The 19,002-nt window shown below is 71.5% G+C and carries 16 protein-coding genes; 5 read left to right on the top strand and 11 right to left on the bottom strand.

All coding sequences use genetic code 11. The annotated features are described in order from the left end of the window. Positions 1 to 18: 18 nt before the first annotated feature. Positions 19 to 867, bottom strand: coding sequence for a DegV family protein (locus A1QA_RS14035; protein WP_017178367.1), 849 nt, complete (start codon positions 865 to 867; stop codon positions 19 to 21). 48 nt (positions 868 to 915) lie between these two features. After that, positions 916 to 2,004 carry an ankyrin repeat domain-containing protein gene (locus A1QA_RS0107885; protein ID WP_167320648.1) on the bottom strand — a complete coding sequence of 363 codons (1,089 nt, stop codon included), beginning with the start codon at positions 2,002 to 2,004 and terminating at the stop codon, positions 916 to 918. A gap of 186 nt (positions 2,005 to 2,190) precedes the next feature. On the opposite strand from A1QA_RS0107885, the gene A1QA_RS0107880 reads away from it, so the two are divergent. Continuing rightward, complete coding sequence (locus A1QA_RS0107880; protein WP_017178365.1) at positions 2,191 to 4,299, top strand: helicase HerA-like domain-containing protein; 2,109 nt, start codon at positions 2,191 to 2,193, stop codon at positions 4,297 to 4,299. 265 nt (positions 4,300 to 4,564) lie between these two features. On the opposite strand, the gene A1QA_RS0107875 is transcribed toward A1QA_RS0107880, so the two are convergent. From A1QA_RS0107875 to A1QA_RS0107835, 9 genes are all read right to left on the bottom strand, one after another. Further along, a complete protein-coding gene (locus A1QA_RS0107875) occupies positions 4,565 to 4,972 on the bottom strand; it encodes a helix-turn-helix transcriptional regulator (protein WP_017178364.1) in 408 nt (135 codons plus the stop codon). Positions 4,973 to 5,086: 114 nt separating this feature from the next. Continuing rightward, complete coding sequence (locus tag A1QA_RS0107870) at positions 5,087 to 8,068, bottom strand: leucine--tRNA ligase (RefSeq protein ID WP_017178363.1); 2,982 nt, start codon at positions 8,066 to 8,068, stop codon at positions 5,087 to 5,089. 211 nt (positions 8,069 to 8,279) lie between these two features. Further along, entirely contained in the window at positions 8,280 to 8,723 is a 444-nt protein-coding gene (locus A1QA_RS0107865) for an HIT family protein (RefSeq protein WP_017178362.1), read from the bottom strand. Positions 8,724 to 8,838: 115 nt separating this feature from the next. Next, positions 8,839 to 9,639 carry a metal-dependent transcriptional regulator gene (locus tag A1QA_RS0107860; RefSeq protein WP_017178361.1) on the bottom strand — a complete coding sequence of 267 codons (801 nt, stop codon included), beginning with the start codon at positions 9,637 to 9,639 and terminating at the stop codon, positions 8,839 to 8,841. Further along, positions 9,636 to 10,346 (bottom strand): vitamin K epoxide reductase family protein, encoded by a 711-nt coding sequence (locus A1QA_RS0107855; RefSeq protein ID WP_017178360.1) that lies wholly within the window; start codon positions 10,344 to 10,346, stop codon positions 9,636 to 9,638. Before A1QA_RS0107855 ends, A1QA_RS0107860 begins: the two co-directional genes overlap by 4 nt. A gap of 94 nt (positions 10,347 to 10,440) precedes the next feature. Then, a complete protein-coding gene (locus A1QA_RS0107850; RefSeq protein ID WP_017178359.1) occupies positions 10,441 to 12,546 on the bottom strand; it encodes a hypothetical protein in 2,106 nt (701 codons plus the stop codon). Positions 12,547 to 12,558: 12 nt separating this feature from the next. After that, positions 12,559 to 13,389 (bottom strand): HAD hydrolase family protein, encoded by an 831-nt coding sequence (locus tag A1QA_RS0107845; RefSeq protein WP_017178358.1) that lies wholly within the window; start codon positions 13,387 to 13,389, stop codon positions 12,559 to 12,561. Positions 13,390 to 13,483: 94 nt separating this feature from the next. Further along, positions 13,484 to 13,654 (bottom strand): methionine/alanine import family NSS transporter small subunit, encoded by a 171-nt coding sequence (locus A1QA_RS15400; RefSeq protein WP_017178357.1) that lies wholly within the window; start codon positions 13,652 to 13,654, stop codon positions 13,484 to 13,486. A 1-nt stretch (position 13,655) separates the two neighbouring features. Further along, entirely contained in the window at positions 13,656 to 15,242 is a 1,587-nt protein-coding gene (locus A1QA_RS0107835; protein ID WP_017178356.1) for a sodium-dependent transporter, read from the bottom strand. A 190-nt stretch (positions 15,243 to 15,432) separates the two neighbouring features. On the opposite strand from A1QA_RS0107835, the gene deoD reads away from it, so the two are divergent. The 4 genes from deoD to A1QA_RS0107815 all read left to right on the top strand — a co-directional run bounded on the left by deoD (position 15,433) and on the right by A1QA_RS0107815 (position 18,977). Continuing rightward, positions 15,433 to 16,185, top strand: coding sequence for a purine-nucleoside phosphorylase (gene deoD / locus A1QA_RS0107830; protein ID WP_017178355.1), 753 nt, complete (start codon positions 15,433 to 15,435; stop codon positions 16,183 to 16,185). A gap of 67 nt (positions 16,186 to 16,252) precedes the next feature. Then, a complete protein-coding gene (locus tag A1QA_RS0107825) occupies positions 16,253 to 17,107 on the top strand; it encodes an MBL fold metallo-hydrolase (protein ID WP_017178354.1) in 855 nt (284 codons plus the stop codon). 290 nt (positions 17,108 to 17,397) lie between these two features. Continuing rightward, positions 17,398 to 17,670, top strand: a complete 273-nt coding sequence (locus A1QA_RS0107820; protein ID WP_017178353.1) for a DUF1540 domain-containing protein — start codon at positions 17,398 to 17,400, stop codon at positions 17,668 to 17,670. Positions 17,671 to 17,834: 164 nt separating this feature from the next. Beyond that, complete coding sequence (locus tag A1QA_RS0107815) at positions 17,835 to 18,977, top strand: glycerate kinase (protein WP_017178352.1); 1,143 nt, start codon at positions 17,835 to 17,837, stop codon at positions 18,975 to 18,977. The last annotated feature ends 25 nt before the right edge of the window (positions 18,978 to 19,002 follow it).

Raw genomic sequence — 19,002 nt, 5'->3', positions numbered from 1 at the left:
CCTGTGAAGAGGGTGATCTCAGGTGCGCGTGGCGGGACCTGTGGTTCCCCGGCCGCCGGGCGAGATGATGACGCAGCCGAGGGCCCCGGGGCCGACGTGCACCGCAAGGGCGGGATCGAAGGGCCAGCAGCAACCCGGCTCTTCGGAATCTTCGGACTCCCCGGGCTCGGCGGCATCCGTGATGGCGGCGATGAGCCCCTGGCCCGCGGCGCCGTCGTCGGCGTGGATGATGAGGGTGGCCTGGCCGCCCGTGCCCACCCGCTGGGAGGCGAGGCTGGCGGCGAGCTCAGTCAGCCGCGCGCGGGCTCGTTTGGCGCCTCGCACGGCCTCGACGGGGCGGATCCCCTCGGCGGTGACGCGCAGGATGGGGCGCACGCCGAGGGCCCCACCGAGCAGGGCGGTGCGGCGGTCGAGGCGCCCGCCGTGGCGCAGGTGGGTGAGATCGTCGACGAGGAAGAGGATGGTGCTGCGGGAGATGAGCTCGCGAGCGCGCTCGGCGCCGTCGTCGGCGGTGGTGGCGCTGGCCGCGAGGATGGCGGCCTGCCCGAGCGCGCCGCCGGTGGTGCCGGAGTCGAGCACGGTGACGACTCGGCGGCCGAGGGCCGTGTTGATGGAGTCGGCCGCGTGGACGGCGGCGTCGACGGTGCCGGAGAGCGAGGCCGCCAGGTGGAGGGCGAGGACCTCGTCGGCGCGCTCGGCGGCGCTGGCGTAGGCGTGGGCGAGCTCGTCGAGGCTGGGCCGGGAGGTGCTGCCCGGCTGGTGAGCGTCGCCCGCGGTGGCGTGCAGGGGGACGACGTCGATGCCGTGGGCGCGCGCGAGATCGGTCGGCAGGCAGGACGAGGAGTCCGTGACGACGGCGAGGCTCATGCTCCCCAGGTTAGTCCCGCCCTCCTCGACGGGGTCTGCCCCTTCGCCTCAGCGCCCGACGTCCGGCAGGGGGTTGGGGACGGGCTGGGGGTTGAGGCGGACCCAGTCCACGGCGAGTTCCGTCATCGTCTTGATCGCGGGCTCATCCATCGTCCCCGTCCGCAGGATCGCCAGCGCCTCTCGTGCCCGTGCCAGGTCCGGCGCCGGCAGGGGCGTGCCCGAGGAGAGGATCTCGCCCAAGCCGTCAGCCATCATCGTGTAAGCGCCATCCCAGTTGATCCCGCCGTTGCGCAGCAGTTCGTCGCCGATCCGACCGGTGATGCGAATGGCCTCGCCCTGAGCGGTGTCGGCCTGGCCAGCGGGTGGGACAAGCGCGTCCCACAGAGCGCTGAACGCGTGTCCTGAAGCGCCCTCGGGGACGTCAATGGGACTCGTGCCGTCGTGCAGGACCACCGGCGCCACGGGCTGCGCCCCGAGGATCTCGCACAGCCTGTTGAGGGCCGAGATCTGATCCTCCAAGTCCGCGGTGTCCTCTCTTCCGTCGCGGCGCGCATGGGCGAGCATCGTGTGGGCGTTCTGGCCCATCATGGTCAGGAACCGAGGCTCCTGGCCGGTCGGCCGGGCGCCCAGGGAGAGCAGTCTCTCGACGATCCGGAGCATCCGGGGAGCCTCATAGCTTCTCGCGTCCGAGAGCGCGTGAGTGATGGCGCTGAACTCCCTGCCCGCATTGATGGACGTCGCGTCCGGGCGCGCTCCGGCATCGATATACGTGTCCACCAGTGCCTCGCTCAGCGCGCCGGCCGCCACCATGAGCGGAGTGCGGCCCTTGCCGTCGCGGGCGTCGACCTGCGCGCCCAGCTCGAGGAGGAGGCGCGCCCGTGGCGCGTCATTGTCGTTGCGGAGCATGTGCAGGGGCCGTAGGCCGTAGTAGTCCTCCGCGTTGACGTCCTCTCCGCGCTCCACGAGCCATCGGACGACCTCATCCGGGCAGTCGGGAAGATGGAGAGCCGTGGGTTTGGTCCAGTCGTCGAGCCGCGCGCCGACCTCACGGCAGGAGATCACTGCCTTGGCCTCATCGATCTTGCCCCTCCTGAGGAGGTCGGGCAGATCATCCGGCAGCACATTGGGCTGAGTCATGCGGAGGACCCTGCGAAGGGCCTTTCCAAGAGCCATGGCGTCTCCTCGGCTTCATACGCGGGCAGGCGATTCGCTGCCAGTCTAGGAGCCGGGGTCGCTGCGTGTCCGGCCCACCAGCCCTCGGCGTCGCAGACTCAGTGCTGTATCCGCCAGCGTTTCCCAGGGTGTCCCCTTTACCATGGCGCCATGACTGACACGCCTGACATTGCTCGTCTCAAGGCCGAGGCCGCGCAGGCCGCCGCCGATGCCGCCGCCGCGAAGGCCGCCGCCGCCCAAGCCGCTCTCGAGGCGGCGATGGCCAGTGGCGATGCTCCTGCCGAGACTCCCTCCCAGGATTCGACGACGGCGCCGGAGCCCGCCCCCGAGAAGAGCGCCCCTGAGCCCGCGAAGGACGCGCCCGCCGAGGAGAAGGCCGCCAAGAAGAAGGGCCCCAAGGAGGAGCCTGCCGAGGCCGCTCCCAAGGAGGCGGCAGACAAGCCCGCCGCCGAGCAGCCAGCCCCTGAGGCCCCGGCGGCCGAGGTCCCTGCGGCCGAGGCGCCCGCGGCGGATGCTCCTGCGGAAGCCCCCACGGCGCCGTCGGCGGAGCCGGAGGGCTATGCGGCGCAGGTGCGCGATGGCTACGCCTTCGACGGGCACATGCTCCCGGTGGGCACCTACTTGGAGACGGCTCCGGCGTCGGGCGACCCGGCCCCGGTCAAGGGGGTGCGCGTGGGCATCCCCATGGCGCTCCTCAACCGCCACGCGCTGGTGGCCGGCGCGACGGGAACCGGAAAGACCCGCACCCTGCAGCTGCTGGCGGAGGGGCTGAGCTCGGCGGGCGTGCCCGTCTTCCTCTCCGACATCAAGGGCGACCTCACGGGCATGGCGGAGCCGGGTGCGACGAGTCCGAAGCTGGAATCGCGCACGGCGTCGACGGGCCAGGAGTGGAAGCCGGCGTCGTTCCCGATGGAGCTGTTCAGCCTGGGAGGCCAGGGGAAGGGCACGCCGATCCGCACGACGATCACGGAGTTCGGCCCGGTACTGCTGGCGCGCGTCCTTCGCCTCAACGAGACGCAGACCTCCGCCCTGCAACTGGTCTTCCACTGGGCGGATTCTCAGGGGATGGCGCTGCTGGACCTCAAGGACCTGCGCGCGGTCATCAACTACCTGGTGAACACGGATGCCGGCAAGGAGGAGCTGAAGACCATCGGCGGCGTCTCGGAGGCGACGGCGGGGGTCATCCTGCGCGAGCTGGCGGCCCTGGAGGCCAGTGGCGGGGACAAGTTCTTCGGCGAGCCGGGGCTGCAAGTGCAGGACCTCATGCGCGTGTCCTCCGATGGGCGCGGCGTGGTCTCCTCCCTGGAGCTGGAGGACATCCAGTCCCAGGGGACCCTGTTCTCCACCTTCCTCATGTGGCTGCTGGGCGAGCTGTTCGAGGTCCTGCCGGAGGTCGGCGACCTGGACAAGCCGAAGATGGTGTTCTTCTTCGATGAGGCGCATCTGCTGTTCGCCGACGCGACGAAGGCGTTCATGGAGGCGGTGACGCGCACGGTGCGGCTCATCCGTTCCAAGGGCGTGGGCATCGTGTTCATCACCCAGTCCCCCACGGATGTGCCCAATGAGGTGCTCGCGCAGTTGGGCTCGCGGGTGCAGCACGCCTTGCGCGCGCATACTCCCGACGACGCCGCGAACCTGAAGAAGGCTGTCTCGACGTTCCCGACCTCTCCCCTGGACCTGACGAAGGTGCTGACCTCGCTGGGCACGGGCCAGGCCGTGGTGTCGGTGCTCGATGAGAAGGGCCGCCCGGCGCCGGTGACGGCTGTGGTGGTGGATGCTCCGGCCTCGGTGATGGGCGCGGGTCAGGAGTCGACGGTGCAGTCTCTGCTGTCGGGCTCGCCGCTGGCTGGCAAGTACGCGACGGTCGTGGATAACGATTCCGCCTATGAGCTGCTGGAGAAGCGGATCGCGGCTGAGTCCGAGGAGGCCGCTGCGGCGGTGGCGGCTGAGGAGGCCCGGGTGGCCGCGGAGAAGGCGGCTGCGGCTGAGGAGAAGGAGCGGGCGAAGGCCGAGGCAGCGGCGCAGAAGGCGGCGGAGCGCGCTGAGGCGGCCGCCCAGAAGGCCGCTCAGAAGGAGCAGGAGCGCCAGGCGAAGGAGTTGGAGAAGCTGCAGCGCCAGGCGGAGAAGGAGGCCGAGCGCCAGCGCCTGGCATCCGAGCGTGCCGCGGAGCGCCGACAGCGGGAGATCGAGAAGACGATCGGCTCTGTCGGCCGCCAGATCGCCCGCTCCATCCTCGGCAACGTCCTGCGCCGGCGCTGAGTCGGCAGCCTGCCGCCGTCGGAGTTGCCCGCCGCCGTCGGGGCGGCGGGAGGACTCCCGCCTGCCGCTTTCCGGTGCGGTGGGGATACAGCGAAGGAGGCCTGCCTTCGGGCCAGCCGACGGCTGGGATTTCCTCCCTGGAGCGGTGGGGAGACCGTCTTCAGTGATGCGAGCGGCGGTGAACTGAGTGCATTCCACCTCGCACCAGTTCACCGCCGCTCGCATCGCACATGCAGGACCCCCGTGCGCCTGCGGCGGACGAGTCCTATCGACGCGAGAGCTGATAGATCCTCTGCCGAGTCACCCCGAGGACTCTTGCCGCTTCGGCCGCGCTGTAGTTCTGCTTCTCACGCAGAAGAGCTACCGCATCGCGGCGGCGCGCCGCAGCGGCATCCAGGGCTGAACGGGCGGCATCCTCCTGATTCTGCGCCTCCTGCCACATGCGCACCGCCTCAGCCTCACCGTCCACACGCACAGTGACACGCAGGTCCTCTTCAGAAGGCCCGTCCTCACCCCAGGCAGCGATAATGCCACGGGCCTCATCCGCAACATCCGCGAGCTGATGCGCCTGACCAACAACATCCAATGCGGGGATAGCGAAGACCCACCAAGCGCCCTCGGGGTAAACCTCCCGGTGCGCGACGACCTCGTATTCGCGCGCTGCAGTTCCCATTCCGCTCACTTCCACTCTCTCTACCTGCGAGGGCGGTATAGCCCACACGTGAGCGCGCCGCGCGCCAAGAGGAGCACTCCCCCGGCCACGCGGCGCGCCGCTACGCCTCCAGGATCACTCCGGGACGATGCTCACGAGCTTGGGGGCCTTGACGATCACCTTGCGCATACCCCGACCATCCAGAGTGCGCACCACGCCCGGGGCCGCCAGCGCCAGTCGCTCCAGCTCGTCGGCGTCGATCCCCGGGTCCACCTCCAGGCGGTCACGGACCTTCCCCTTGACCTGCACCACGCAGGTGACCTTCTCCGCCGCCAGCAGCGACTCATCAGCCACCACCGGGAACGGCTCACGGGCCAGCGAGGCCTCATGCCCGAGCCTGGTCCACAGCTCCTCCGCGATATGCGGGGCCACCGGGGAGACCATGAGCACCAGTGCCTCCGCGGCCTCACGCGGCACCGCGCCCAGCGAGGTGAGATGGTTGTTGAGCACGATGAGCTTCGCGATCGCCGTGTTCAGGCGCATCCCCTCATAGTCCTCGCGCACCCCCACGATCGTGCGGGCCATGAGCCGGCGCGTGGCGTCGTCGGCGGCCTCATCGACCACCGTCACCTCGCCCGTCGACTCATCCACCACATTGCGCCACAGGCGCTGCAAGAACCGCTGCGCGCCCACCACGGCGCGCGTCTCCCACGGGCGGTCCACATCCAGCGGGCCCATCGACATCTCATAGACGCGGAAGGTGTCCGCCCCGTAGGCGTCGTACATCTCATCCGGGGTGACGATGTTCTTCAGGGACTTGCCCATCTTCCCGTACTCGCGGGTGACGGGCTCGCCGTGCCAGGTGAACGCGGGCTCGCCGTCGGCCCCGGCGCTCTCCTCCACCTCCTCGGCGGGCACGTACTGGCCCCGGGCGTCCTTGAAGGCGTAGGCCTGCACATAGCCCTGGTTGAACAGGCGGTGGTAGGGCTCCGAAGAGGACACATACCCCAGGTCGAAGAGCACCTTGTGCCAGAAGCGCGAGTACAGCAGGTGCAGCACCGCGTGCTCCACGCCGCCCACGTACAGGTCCGTGCCGCCCGAGGTATTGCCGCCCTCGGGGCGCGGCCCCATCCAGTAGGCCTCGTTGGCCGGGTCGATGAGCGCCGCCTCATTCGCCGGGTCCGCGTAGCGCATCTCGTACCAGCACGAGCCCGCCCACTGCGGCATCGTGTTCGTCTCCCGGCGGTACTTCCGGGGCCCATCGCCCAGGTCCAGCTCGACCTCCACCCACTCGGTGGCCTTGGACAGCGGCGCCTCCGGGGAGGAGTCGGCATCGTCGGGGTCGAAGGAGCGCGGCGAGTAGTCGCTCACCTCCGGGAGCTCGATCGGCAGCATCGACTCCGGGACGGCGTGGACGAGCCCGTCCTCGTCCCAGACGATCGGGAAGGGCTCTCCCCAGTAGCGCTGGCGCGAGAACAGCCAGTCGCGCAGGCGGTAGGTGACCGCCCCGCGCCCGACGCCCTTGGCCTCCAGGTACTGGGTCATCGCGGCCTTGGCCTCGTCCTTGCCCATGCCGTTGAGGTCGATCTCGCCGTTGGCGGAGTTGATGAGCGGCCCATCCCCCGTCCAGGCGGCCTCCTCAAGGCTGAAGCCCTCGGGCGGCTGGATCGTGGCGACGACGTCGATCCCGTACTTGCGGGCGAAGTCCCAGTCGCGCTGGTCGCCCGAGGGCACCGCCATGATCGCGCCGGTGCCGTAGCCCATGAGAACGTAGTCGGCCACAAAGACCGGCACCTGGCGCCCATCGACCGGGTTGATGCCGAACAGGCCGGTGAAGACACCCGTCTTGGCGCGGCCCTCATCGGTGCGCTCGGCGTCCGTGGCGGCAGCGGCGTAGGCGCGGTAGGCGGCCACGGCCTCGGCCGGGGTGGCGTGCCCACCGGTCCAGGACTCCTTCGTGCCCTCGGGCCAGGCGGCGGGCAGCGTGAGCGCCACGGCATCGTCGTCGATCTGGGCCTGGGTGCGGGTCGAGGCCGCCGAGGCGATGCCGCCCAGGATCGGGTGCTCGGGGGCCACCACCATGAACGTCGCGCCGAAGAGCGTGTCCGGGCGGGTCGTGTAGACCGTCAGCGTGTCCTGGCTGGCGCCCGCGAGCGCGGCCCCGGGCACGGCGTAGGTCACCTCGGCGCCCTCGGACCGACCGATCCAGTTGCGCTGCATGAGCTTGACCTTCTCGGGCCAGTCCACGGTGTCCAGGTCCTCGGCGAGGCGGTCCCCGTAGGCGGTGATGCGCATCATCCACTGGCGCAGGTTGCGCTTGAAGACCGGGTAGTTGCCTCGCTCGGAGCGGCCCTCGGAGGTGACCTCCTCATTGGCCAGCACTGTGCCCAGGCCCGGGCACCAGTTGACCGGGGCGTGGGAGATGTAGGCAAGGCGGTGGGAGTCGATGACCTCGGCGCGCTCGGCCGCGCCCAGCTCCGCCCAGGGGCGCCCGTCCGGGGTGGCGATCTCGCCGGAGGCGAGCTTGGCCTCGAGCTCGGCGATGGGTCGGGCGGCGCCCGCGCCCCGGCCGTCGCGGCGCGGGGCGGTGGGGTCGAACCAGGAGTTGAAGATCTGCAGGAAGATCCACTGGGTCCAGCGCACGTAGTCGACGTCGATGGTCTGGATGGAGCGGCGCGAGTCGTGGGACAGGCCCAGGCGGCGCAGCTGGCGGCGCATGTTGGCGATATTCGCCTCGGTGGACACGCGCGGGTGCTGGCCGGTGGCGACGGCGTACTGCTCGGCGGGCAGGCCAAAGGCGTCGTAGCCCATCGTGTACAGGACGTTCTTGCCGGTCATGCGGGTGAAGCGGGCGATGACGTCCGTGGCGATGTAGCCCAGGGGGTGGCCCACGTGCAGGCCCTTGCCCGAGGGGTAGGGGAACATGTCGAGCATGAAGAACTTCTCGCGCTCGGCGCCGGGGCCGGCGAGGTCGCCCACGGGGTTGTCCGCCCAGAAGGTGCCCTCGTTCTCCCAGCGGTCCTGCCAGGAGGTCTCGATGCTGCCCGCCAGCGCCGCCGTGTACCGGAAGGGAGGGGCGTCAGTGGGCTCCGGCGCGGCTACGGGGTTCTGGGTCATTGTGCTCTGTGCTCTTTCCCTGATCATCATGCCCTGAGGGGCTTCATCCCCCAGGGAGCGTGGCTGGGGCCAGCCTATCCCCCGGCCGCGCCCTGCCCGCGACGCGCCCGGGAGCTGGGCGGCCGGGCCCCTGAGGAGCCGGTCACGTCCGGGCTCCCAGGCTCCCCGGCTCCCGGTCCTCCCCGGTCCTCCGGTTCCCCGGTCCCTCGGCTCAGCGGGCGCCCGGCGCGGCGTCGACGACGAACTCCTCCCATCCGTCCTCGCGCAGCCCCGCGCGCAGGCGCGCCATGGCGGCCTCGATCTCCTCGGGGGCCGCGTCCTTGCGAGCGGAGGAGAACTGCAGGTCCTCCTCGGTCCTGATCGGCAGGACATGCACGTGGAGGTGGTCGACGCCGTAGCCGGCCACCACGATCCCGGCCCGCGCGGCACCGAAGACGCGGGTCTGCGCGGCCCCGATGCGCCTGGCCACCACCGCGAGGTGGGCGACGAGCTCGTCGGGGGCGTCCACATAGGAGTCGATCTCCTGGCGGGGCACGACGAGGACGTGCCCGTCGGTGTGGGGCTCGATCGTGGCGAAAGCGGCGCAGTCCTCATCGGCCCACACGAAGGAGCCGGGGATCTCGCCGTTGATGATCTTGGTGAAAAGGGTGCTCATGGGCTCATCCTCCCAGACGACGGCGCCGCGCGCCCGCCGTCGGCGAGCAGCGGTCCGGGGCGGGGCCAGCCGGTCGCGCCCGCCGCGGCGCTATCGGTCGCGGGCCGCCGCCCGATCAGTCCTCGGCGAGGACCCACAGGGCGCCCGCGGGGATGACGGCCTCCCCCGCCTCCGCAGCCCCGCCGGCGCATCCCTCCGAGCTCGCCTGCCCTCCGGGGCCGCTGGCGAGCCGGATGAGCGTGGGGCGCAGGCCCGAGGCGTCGTCGGCCCGGTCACGTCCCACCACGACGATCCTGGAGTCCAGGCCGATCCCGGCGCGGTCGAGCGCTTGGAGGGTGGCGGGATCGTCCTGGATGCGGGCCACGGCACCGGTTTCCCCCACGCGCAGCGCGTCGAGGCTGCGCAGGGCAGGGACCGCCATGGCGCCGTCGGCCGTGGGGATCGGGTCTCCGTGGGGGTCGCGCGAGGGGCGCCCCAGTGCGGCGTCGACGCGGTCCAGGAGGCGTTCGGAGACAGCGTGCTCGAGGACCTCGGCCTCCTCGTGGACCTCGTCCCAGTCGAAGCCGAGGGCCTCCACGAGGTAGGTCTCCAGGAGGCGGTGGCGGCGGACCATGCCCATAGCGCGGCGCCTGCCCTCGGCGCTGAGGGTGACGGCGCGGTAGGGCTCGTGCTCCAGCAGTCCGGCGTCGACCAGACGCGAGACGTTCTCCGAGGCCGTGGAGGCCGCGACTCCCATGCGCTGGGCCAGGCCGGTGATGGAGGCGCCGGCGCCGCCCCACTCCGTGGCCGCCCAGACCGCCTTGAGGTAGTCCTGGGTGACGGTCGAGTCCGCGGAGAGCGCCGTCTCGATCGATCGCGCGGGCGCCGTGTCCCGAGCGGGCCGCCCACTGCGGTCCCGCGGCGCTGTGGCGCTCATCCCAGCAGCGCCATCCACTGGGACCACAGGCCGGTCACGACCGCGAGGATGACGAGCGCGTAGAGCACGGCCGCCCCCCACCAGCGCCAGGCCACGAGGCGGCGGGCCGTCGCGGTGCTCACTCCCAGGTGCCCGCCGGCGGCGGCCCACGCCCAGGTGCTCGTCGCGATCGGGATGGTGACGGCCCAGATGAGCATGCAGAAGGGGCATAGCTTGCCCAGGTCCAGGACGGACACGGACAGGAACCAGGCGACGAAGGCGATCCCGCCGATGGTCCCAGCCACCATCCCCTGCCACACCCAGCGGGGCAGGCGCATCCCACCCATGAGGAGCGCGCCCAGGGTGAGCAGCGCGGCGAAGGCCATCGCGCCGATGTGGGCGTTGGGGATGCCCAGGAGGTTGCCCTGCCAGATGTCCAGGGAGGCGCCGCAGGAGACGAGGGGGTTGATGTCGCAGGACAGCCCCGCAAGGGGCTCCTTGATCTGCTTGATGTGGGCGGTGGTGAGCTCCCAGCAGGCGCCAAGCCCGATGATCGAGCCGATGACGACGAGCCAGGCGTACTCGCGGGGCGCGCCGGAGGAGGCAGTGGTGCCGGTGCCCTCGACCTGAAGGAGGACGGCGTCGGCGTTCTCGGCGCTGGCGAGGTAGGCCTCCAGCTCGTCCTCGCTCATCGCGTCGATCTCTGCCTGGGTCGGCACATGGGCCATGGCGTGGCTCCTCTCGTTGGTCCGCTCATCGACCGGCCGCGCGCAAGGCGCGCGACCGAGTCATTGTGCACCCTCGAAGTGCTTGATGACGCAACTATTCAGCCCTCGGCATCGCCGTGCCCCATGTCTCGCCCTCATCGGTGGGATCGGGCTCCGCGGCCCCCGTGCTCGTCGGCGTCGCGGGAGCAGTGCCCCAGCCGGGCGTGGGGCCGGGCACCGGGGCCGGCGTCGAGCCGGGAGGCGCCCCAGTGGCCGTGGCGCCGTCACCGGCCGGGCCCGCCGCTCCGTTGGCGCTGGGCTCGGGCGGTCCCTGCCAGGCGCCGATGGTGACGGAGGCGTCAGGGTGGAGGGTGATGGCCCGCCAGGCGATGAGTGATCCGTCGGAGGTGAAGGCGAGCTCGTGCAGCCAGGCGTCGTCAGTGACGCGGCCGATGGAGGTGCCGCCCTTGCCCGCGCCGGAGGTGAGGGCGTTGACCCTCCCCCGCTGGCCGTTGACAGCGGTCATCCCCCGCTCCTCGTGGACGTGGCCCGCCAGGAGCAGGGGGGCGCAGCCGCTGGCCTGGAGCGGGGCGAAGGCCTGGGGGCGGTGGATGAGGACGACGTCGACGGCGTCGGCGTTCCCCTTGTCGGCTGCTTGGCAGGCCTGGTCCGATAGGCGCTGGCCGAGCTGGGTGGCGTCCTCGCTCCCGCGCTGGGTCGTGCCGGCGGCGGTGGTGCGCTCGACGTCGTCGTCGCCGAGGACCGTCAGCGGGCCCACCGTGACCGGCTTGCCGTCGGTGACGGTCCAGCCCTGGCCCCGGAAGCGCTCCGCGGTGGCCTCGGAGTCGTGGTTGCCGATCGTGGCCACGCGCTCAACGCCGGAGGGGACCGCCTGGCTGAGGGCGTCGACGCAGACCTGCTCGGGGTTGGAGCCGGTCATGGCGATGTCGCCGTCGTCCATGTGGACGTCGGGGCGCGCCAACTGGTCGAGGAGCCCGGTGAAGGAGATGACGTCGAGATTGCAGTGCAGGTCCGTGGACATGACGGCGGTCACCGGCGCGTCGTTGGCCTGGGTGGCCAGCGCCTGGCTGGGTGTGGCGGGAACGGTGGGGGTGCTCTCGGCCGCTGGCGAGGCCGAGGGAGGCGCCGACGGCGCGGCGGCCTCCGTGGGGCTGGCAGAAGCGCTGGGCGATGGGCTCGCGGCGGCGGACTCGCTGGCCGCCTGCGACTGGGTGAGCGCCGCCTGGATCGCCGCCTCATCGGAGCCCCCCGCTGAGGCGGTGATCGCGATCCTCCCCTCGACGCGCTGCGAGGCCGCCCAGGCGGCACGGAGATTCTCCTGGGCCTGGGTGTAGAAGGCCTGGTTGTCCTTCACATAGCCGGCGACGGTTCCGCCGTAGGCGGTGGCGATATCGGCGATGCGGCCCGACATCCGCGCCGAGGCGAAGGACGTGCCCTCCAGGGCGGGGATCGTCTCGCCGGGCACGCTGGCGGGGCGCACGATGGGCGCGAGCATGACGGTCATCGTGGCCAGGGCGCCCACTCCGGCGAGTGCCGCTGCGGGACGGCGGCGCAGCCCCTTGCCGACGAGCGCCCGCAGGCGCCCCTTGGCACCCAGGCGGCCCGCGGCAACAGCGGTGAGGAAGAGGGATTCGATGAGGCCCGCCCGGCGCAGGGCGTCGTCGATCAGGGCGTGGATCCCGCGGTCGATGGTCAGCTGGGGGCGGGAGGCGAGGGTGAGGTAGGCGTGGGCGTCCTGGGACAGGGACTGGCCCAGGCTCGTCGAGTCCACGGGGGCAACGCCCATGGAGGAGGGGATCTCCCCCAGCACGACGCGTACCCCGAGCGGCGGGGCCGGGGAGTCCATGGAGGCGCTCCCCAGCGGGCCGAGGTCGAGGACGACGACGGAGTCCAGGTTGGTGGACCAGTCGGCCTCGTGCGGGCCGACGGGCGAAGAGGCCTGCGCTGTGGCGGCGCCGAGCCCGAGGCTGATCGTCCCCGAGACGAGGAGGAACCCCAGGGCTCGCACGCTGCGGCGGAAGCCCACGCTGCGGGACCACCAGGCCCGCGAGACAGCCCGCCGGAGCCGCGTGACCACGGCGATGAGCGTGGTCAGCGGCGAGCCCGCGCCGGGCGCCGCGGCCGAGTCGCCTGCCCCGCCGTCGGCCCTGTCATCGGCTTCGGCGTCGGTCTTGCTGCCAGGCTCGTCCCGGAGTGCCATCGGCCCGCGCCCTCAGGCTCCCCCGGCGGCGATGCGCTGGGCGAGGTCGGCCACGAAGCTCGCGGTCTCCTCCCAGCCGGACACGGCGTGGCAGGGGATGCCGAGCGCGAGCACCGGGTAGTCGTTGCCCTCGGGGTCGAGGCGGTCTCCGACGAACAGCATCCGCTCGCCGGGGATGCCGGTGACCTCCGCGAGGCGGGACATCCCGTAGGCCTTGTCGACCCCCTTGAGGGTGATGTCCACGCTGGTGGAGCCGCCGGAGCGGACCTCGAGCTCGGGCAGGCGGGCGGCGACGGCGTCGCGCAGCGCGCCCTTCTTCTCCCCCGTGGGGTCCCAGGCGCGCTTGGCCTCAAGCGGCGCTTCCTGGCCGAGGGCGGAGAAGGTGATCTGGCTGCCGCGGTCCTCGAGGATGTCGCCCCAGGTGCGCTCCTCCCACAGGCCCAGCCTGCGGGCCTCGGCCTCGACGACGGCGAAGCCCTCCTCGATCTGCTGCGGGCTCAGGTCGTTGGCGTAGACGAGTCGCCAGCCCGGCATTCCCTCGATGCCCGGCTGGCTCCCCTCGCCGTCGTCGCTGGCGCTGTGGACGTAGTAGCGGGTGCCGCAGGTGGGCATGAGATGGAGGCGGGCCAGCTCGGCGTCGTCGGCGCCCAGGTGGGCGAGGACCTGGTCCCGGAACTGCCCGATCTGGCCCCCGGAGATGACGCAGACGGGAACGACGTCGAGCAGCGAGCGCAGGGCGGCGGCCATGGGCGCGGGCATCGCGGATTTGGACGGGGCGAGGGTGTCGTCAAGATCGAAGGCAACCAGCGCGGGGAGCGCCGGGGCGTCGGAAGAGGCGGTCATAGGGCGATTGTCGCCCACGTGCCCCGATCCTCGGAAACGGATCGGGGCACGGCGCGCCGTCCGGCCAGCGGGCCTGAGGGCTACGGGGACGGGCTCAGGAGCCCTGCGCGCTGCGCAGGTGCTCGTGGGCCACGGCGAGGGCGGCCTTGCGGGCCTCCCGGTCCTCGCGGCGCCCGCGCACGTACAGGGCGGTGACGGAGACGGCCAGGCCTCCCCAGATGATGATGATCGAGACGAGCATGAGGATGATGGCGGGGCCGGTCATGTCAGTTCTCCTCCTCGATAGCGGCGAGAGGCGCGTCCAGGTCGATGGGCGTGAACTCGTCCACGGGGGTGCGCCATTTGGCGAGTGTGAGCACGATCCCGATGACGACGCCCAGGGCGAGCATGCCCCAGCCGAAGGCGCCGAGCATGGCGTGCGAGTAGCCCTCGTAGCCGTCCTGGATGTAGGAGCGCACGGTCTGGACGAGGATGTAGGTCAGGGCGAGGGGCACGACGACGGCGACGAGGAAGCGCCACCATGCGCCCACCACTCGGGTCTCGGAAACGAGGTTGAGGTGGCGCTGGAGGGGCGTGGCGCGGCGCAGCACCCAGGTGACGCCCACGCACATGATGATGGCGGAGCTGACCACGCCGATGTTGTTGATGAAGGCGTCGACGATGTCGAGGTCGAACAATCCCGAGGTGGTGCCGAACAGGAGGAGCGAGAGCGCCGCGGCGGGGAGGCAGACGACAAGAGCGGTGCGGGGGATGGACGCGCCGGTCTTCTCCGCGATCGCCGGGACCACGACCTGGAGGATCGAGATGAAGGATGTCAGGCCCGCCATGACGAGGGAGGAGAAGAAGAGGATCCCGAAGATCGCGCCGCCGGTCATCTGGGAGATGACCGTGGGGAAGGTGATGAAGGCGAGCGCGGGCCCCGCGATGCCCTCGATCCCATCGACACCGATGCCCTGGGCGTGGGCCATGAATCCCAGGGTCCCGAAGACTCCGATACCCGCCAGGATCTCGAAGGAGGAGTTCGCGAAGGCCGCCACGAGGCCAGTGCCCACGAGGTTGGAGCGAGGCCGCAGGTAGGAGGCGTAGGTGAGCATGATGCCGAAGCCGACGGACAGGGAAAAGAAGATCTGCGCGAAGGCGGCCATCCACACCTTGAAATCTGTCAGCGCCTCCCACTGGGGCGTGAACAAGGAGTTGAGGCCGTTCGTCGCGCCCGGCAGGAGGACCGCTCGCACCACGAGGGCCAGGAAGAGGACCACCAGCAATGGGAGGAAGACCCGGTTGGCGCGCTCCACGCCGCGGCTGACCCCTCGGGAAACGGTGTAGATCCCGAAGCCCCACACGATGAGGAGCGGGATGATCACACCGCTCACGAGCTGAAGCGTGTAATGAGGAGCGTCGCCACTAACCCTGGAGGTACCGACGTAGTCGTAGAAGAACCCCTTCGCGTCGTCCCCCCATGCGGTGCCCACGGAGAAGAGCACGTATCTCATCGACCAGGCGACGACCGCCGGGTAGTAGCACATGATGATGAAGCAGACGAAGACCTGCCACCAGCCGAGCCACTCGAAGCGCCGGTGCAGCCGGCGGAAGACCGCCGGGGACGAGCCCCTCATGCGATGCCCCAGGGCGTAGTCGAGGAGGAGCACCGGGATGCCCACGCACAGCAGCGCCACGATGTAGGGGATCATGAAGGCGCCGCCGCCGTTGGAGTAGGCGACGCCGGGAAACCGCCAGATGTTCCCCAGCCCGATGGCCGAGCCGATCGCGGCGAAGAGGAAACCGACTTGGCCGCTCCACTGCTCTCGCTCGGGTGCCTGCGCCGCTGGGGCGCCGTCGGTGCTGGACGACATACTGTGCCTTCCTGGGGTGCGGCGCCGGAGCGGTGCCCGGCGCAGGGAATCGGGATGCCGCGTGAGAGCGCTTCACGCGCCGCGGTCAACCTTGGCACCGTAGCCTCGGGCCCACCGCCGTCCGCGACCGGTCCACCATCCGGGACGCATGTCCAGACCATTCCAGATCATCCATCCTCAGGAGAGCCTCATGGCCACCACCCATATCAACGCCGAGCCCGGCGACTTCGCCCCGGCCGTCCTCATGCCCGGGGATCCCCGGCGCGCCGAGAGGATCGCGACCGCGCTCATGCCCGACGCCCGCCTGGTGACCGACGTGCGCGGGATGCTGGGCTTCACGGGCACGGTCAACGGCCGCCCTCTCTCCGTCATGGGCTCGGGCATGGGCCAGCCGTCCTGCACGATCTACGCCACCGAGCTGTTCACGCGGTTCGGGGTGGAGCGGATCATCCGCGTCGGCACCGCTGGTGGGATCGCGCCCCACGTGCGGGTCGGTGACGTCGTCATCGCGACCGGGGCCCACACGGACTCCGCCATGAACCAGGCCCGGATCCCGGGGATCTCCTTCTCCGCCATCGCGGACTTCCAGCTGGCGCGCGCCGCCTATGAGGCCTCACTCGACGACGGCGGGGCCGCCGCCCCCAGCCTCCCCGCGGACGAGGCGAGCGGAGGCGCGGTCCACATGGGCACGATCGTCTCGCGGGATCACTTCTACTTCACGCCCCCGGGGCAGACCGAGGCGCTGGCCGCCCACGGCGTGCTCGCCGTGGAAATGGAGGCCGCGGCGCTGTACGGCGTGGCCGCCGCCGAGGGGAAGCAGGCCCTCGCCGTCCTCACCGTCTCGGACCACCTGCTGGATCATTCGGGGGATATGAGCCCGGCGGAGCGCGAGACGCGATTCGAGCGGGCGCTGCGCCTCGCGGTGGCGGCAGCGCACTGCTGATCGGAGTGGCGCGCACCGCGCCTGAGACGCGGTTCACCCGGCGCCCCGGCGCTGGCAGGATGGGGATATGAGCGCCCAGCCCCAGTCTCAGCCCGCGTCGTCGATCTCCCTCTCCTCTCGCCCTGCCAGCGGGGATGCGCCGGGCGCGGCGGATCAGGTCATCGTCACCGGCGGGCCAACCGCCGTCGTCGATCTGGGGGGCCTGCGCCTCGTCATTGACCCCACCCTCGGCCCCGCCGGCGGGAAGGGCTACCTGGTCAAGACCGCGCCACCCGCGCTCAGCGCCGAGGAGATCGGCGTCCCCGACGCCGTCCTCATCTCGCACGACGACCATCCGGACAATCTCGACGCCGAGGGCCGCGCCTACGCCCTCGCCGCTCCGCTCATCCTGACCAATCCCGGCGCGGCCCGCAGGCTCGGCGTCCCCGCGGTGGGCCTGGCGCCCTGGGAGTCCTATGAGCTCGCGCGGCCGGACGGCGGCGCCCTGGCCATCACCGCCGTTCCGGCGATCCATGGCCCCATCGACGGCGAGCGCGGCGAGGACGGCTTCATCAACACGGAGGTGACGGGCTTCGTCCTGTCCGGCGAGGGCCTGCCCACCGTGTACCTGTCGGGGGACAACGCCTCGGTGGGCACCGTCGTGACGATCCTGGACCGCCTGGGGCCCGTCGACTGGGCGGTGCTCAATATCGGCGCGGCCCGGGTCCCCACGAAGTTCGACGGGCGGCCGCTCTCCCTGACGAGCGAGCGCGCGGCCGCGGCGGCGCAAGTGCTCTCCCCCGCGCGGATCATCCCCGCTCACTACTCCCACTGGACGCATTTCTCCCAGGGGGTGGAGACGATCCAGCCGGCCTTCGACGACGCCGGCGTCGGTGGGGCGCTGCGCCTCGTGGAGCACGGGACGCCGGTCCAACTCGACTGACGGGAGGCTGCCCCGCCTGGATCATTGCGCGCTTGCGAAAATGCCGCAGCCCAGGCTTGCCTGCCTGCGTTAGGAAACATCCCGGGGCGGCAACTCGCGGCGCTGGACTAGTCCAGCGCGCCCGGCGCGCGCAGTGTCATCATGTTCGGATATGCCTGGAATACCAACGATTCCTCCCCTCACAACGGCGCCCTCAGGGGCGCCTTCCTTGGCGGTGCTGGCGGAACCGAGTCACTGTATTGGTGTCCGAGTCACCGGCGCCGCGAGGCGCCATTCGAGAGGAGCCCACCATGGCCGCCGTCGCCCCCATCTCCACCTGCACCGCCACCTCCTGCGCCTTCAACAACGGGGGCTGCACCGCCTTCGCGATCACCGTTGACGGCGCTGCTGCCTGCTCGACCTTCATCACCCTCGACGCCCGCGGCGGCCTGCCCGTCGCCGAGGGCCACGTGGGCGCCTGCCAGCGCCTCGAGTGCGTGCACAACTCCGACCTCATGTGCACCGCAGAGGGCGTCAGCATCGGCGGGGACACCGCCGCCTGCCTGTCCTACGAGGCCAACTGACAGCGAGCCCCTCTGCGCGGAGGTGCTCGTCTCCTGACGAGGAACCGGCCCCCATGGCTCCCAGCCACGGGGGCCGTCGCCTGCCCAGCCGAGGCCGAGGATTCCTTTGAGGAGCGCCCGGCCGACGCCCAGCGGAGGCGCCCCAGGTGTGGGATCCTTCATCGATGAGCCGATTCGTCCTCGCCCCGGACTCCTTCAAGGAATCGATGACCGCTATCGAGGCCGCTCAGGCGATGCGCCTGGGCGTGCTTGACGCCGATCCCGGCGCCGAGTGCCTCGAGTGCCCCATGGCCGACGGCGGTGAGGGCTTCGCCCAGGTGCTCGCCGCGGCGCTGGGGGCCAGGTCGGCCGAGGCCGCGATCCATGACGCGCTGGGCCGCCCGACGACGGGCTCGTTCCACCTGGCCGGGAGCACCGCGATCCTGGACGCGGCCACGGCGGTGGGCCTGGGGATGATCGCCCCGGATGAGCGCGACGTCATGGCCTCGGATACCCGAGGGGTGGGCGAGCTCGTGAGCGCGGCCCTCGATGCCGGCGCCCGCCGGATCATCATTGGCCTGGGCGGTACGGCGACGAACGATGGCGGCGCGGGCATGCTGAGGGCGCTCGGCGCCCGCTTCCTCGATGGCGGGGGCGAGCCGCTGGACCCGAGCCCGCTCTCCCTGAGGGCGGCGGACGGGCCCGGCCAGCTGGCGGGCATTGACGCCTCAGGGCTCGATCCGCGCCTGGCGGAGGCGGAGATCCTCGCCGCCTGCGATGTCCGCTCACCGCTGCTGGGGCCCCAGGGTGCCAGCGCCGTGTTCGGCCCGCAGAAGGGGGCGAGCTCCGACCAGGTCGAGCGGCTCGACCGTCATCTCGCTCGGCTGGCCGAGCTCAGTGGGTCGGAGCGCCAGGCCATCGCGTCGTGCGAGGGCGCTGGCGCCGCGGGAGGGCTGGGCTGGGCGATCATGGCGTTCCTCGGCGGTGTCATGCGCCCCGGCGTCGAGATCCTCATCGAGGCCACTGGGCTCGAGCGCGCAGCGATCGGGGCGACGGCGGTTCTCACCGGGGAGGGGTCGGTGGACGCCCAGACCCTTCAGGGCAAGACCGCTGCGGGCGTGGCGAGGGCCGCGAGAGCGGCAGGCTCGTCTGTGGTCATCCTGGCGGGGAGGATCGATCCGAGCGCGCGGGCGCTGCTCGATGAGGGGGTCTCCGCGCTGGTCCCCATCACACCAGAGGGCACCCCGCTGGAGCGGGCGCTCGCGGAGGGAGCGGCCAACCTGCGGGCGGCGACGGCGCGCTGGGTCCGGGAGCGCCTCGGCGGGTGAGCCCGCACCGGGCCCGCGCCCGTCG

The organism is Actinomyces timonensis DSM 23838 (assembly GCF_000295095.1).
Classification (GTDB): Bacteria; Actinomycetota; Actinomycetes; order Actinomycetales; family Actinomycetaceae; genus Actinomyces; species Actinomyces timonensis.
The sequence above is the reverse complement of the archived record's forward strand: the minus strand, read 5'-3'. Positions and strand labels throughout refer to the sequence as shown.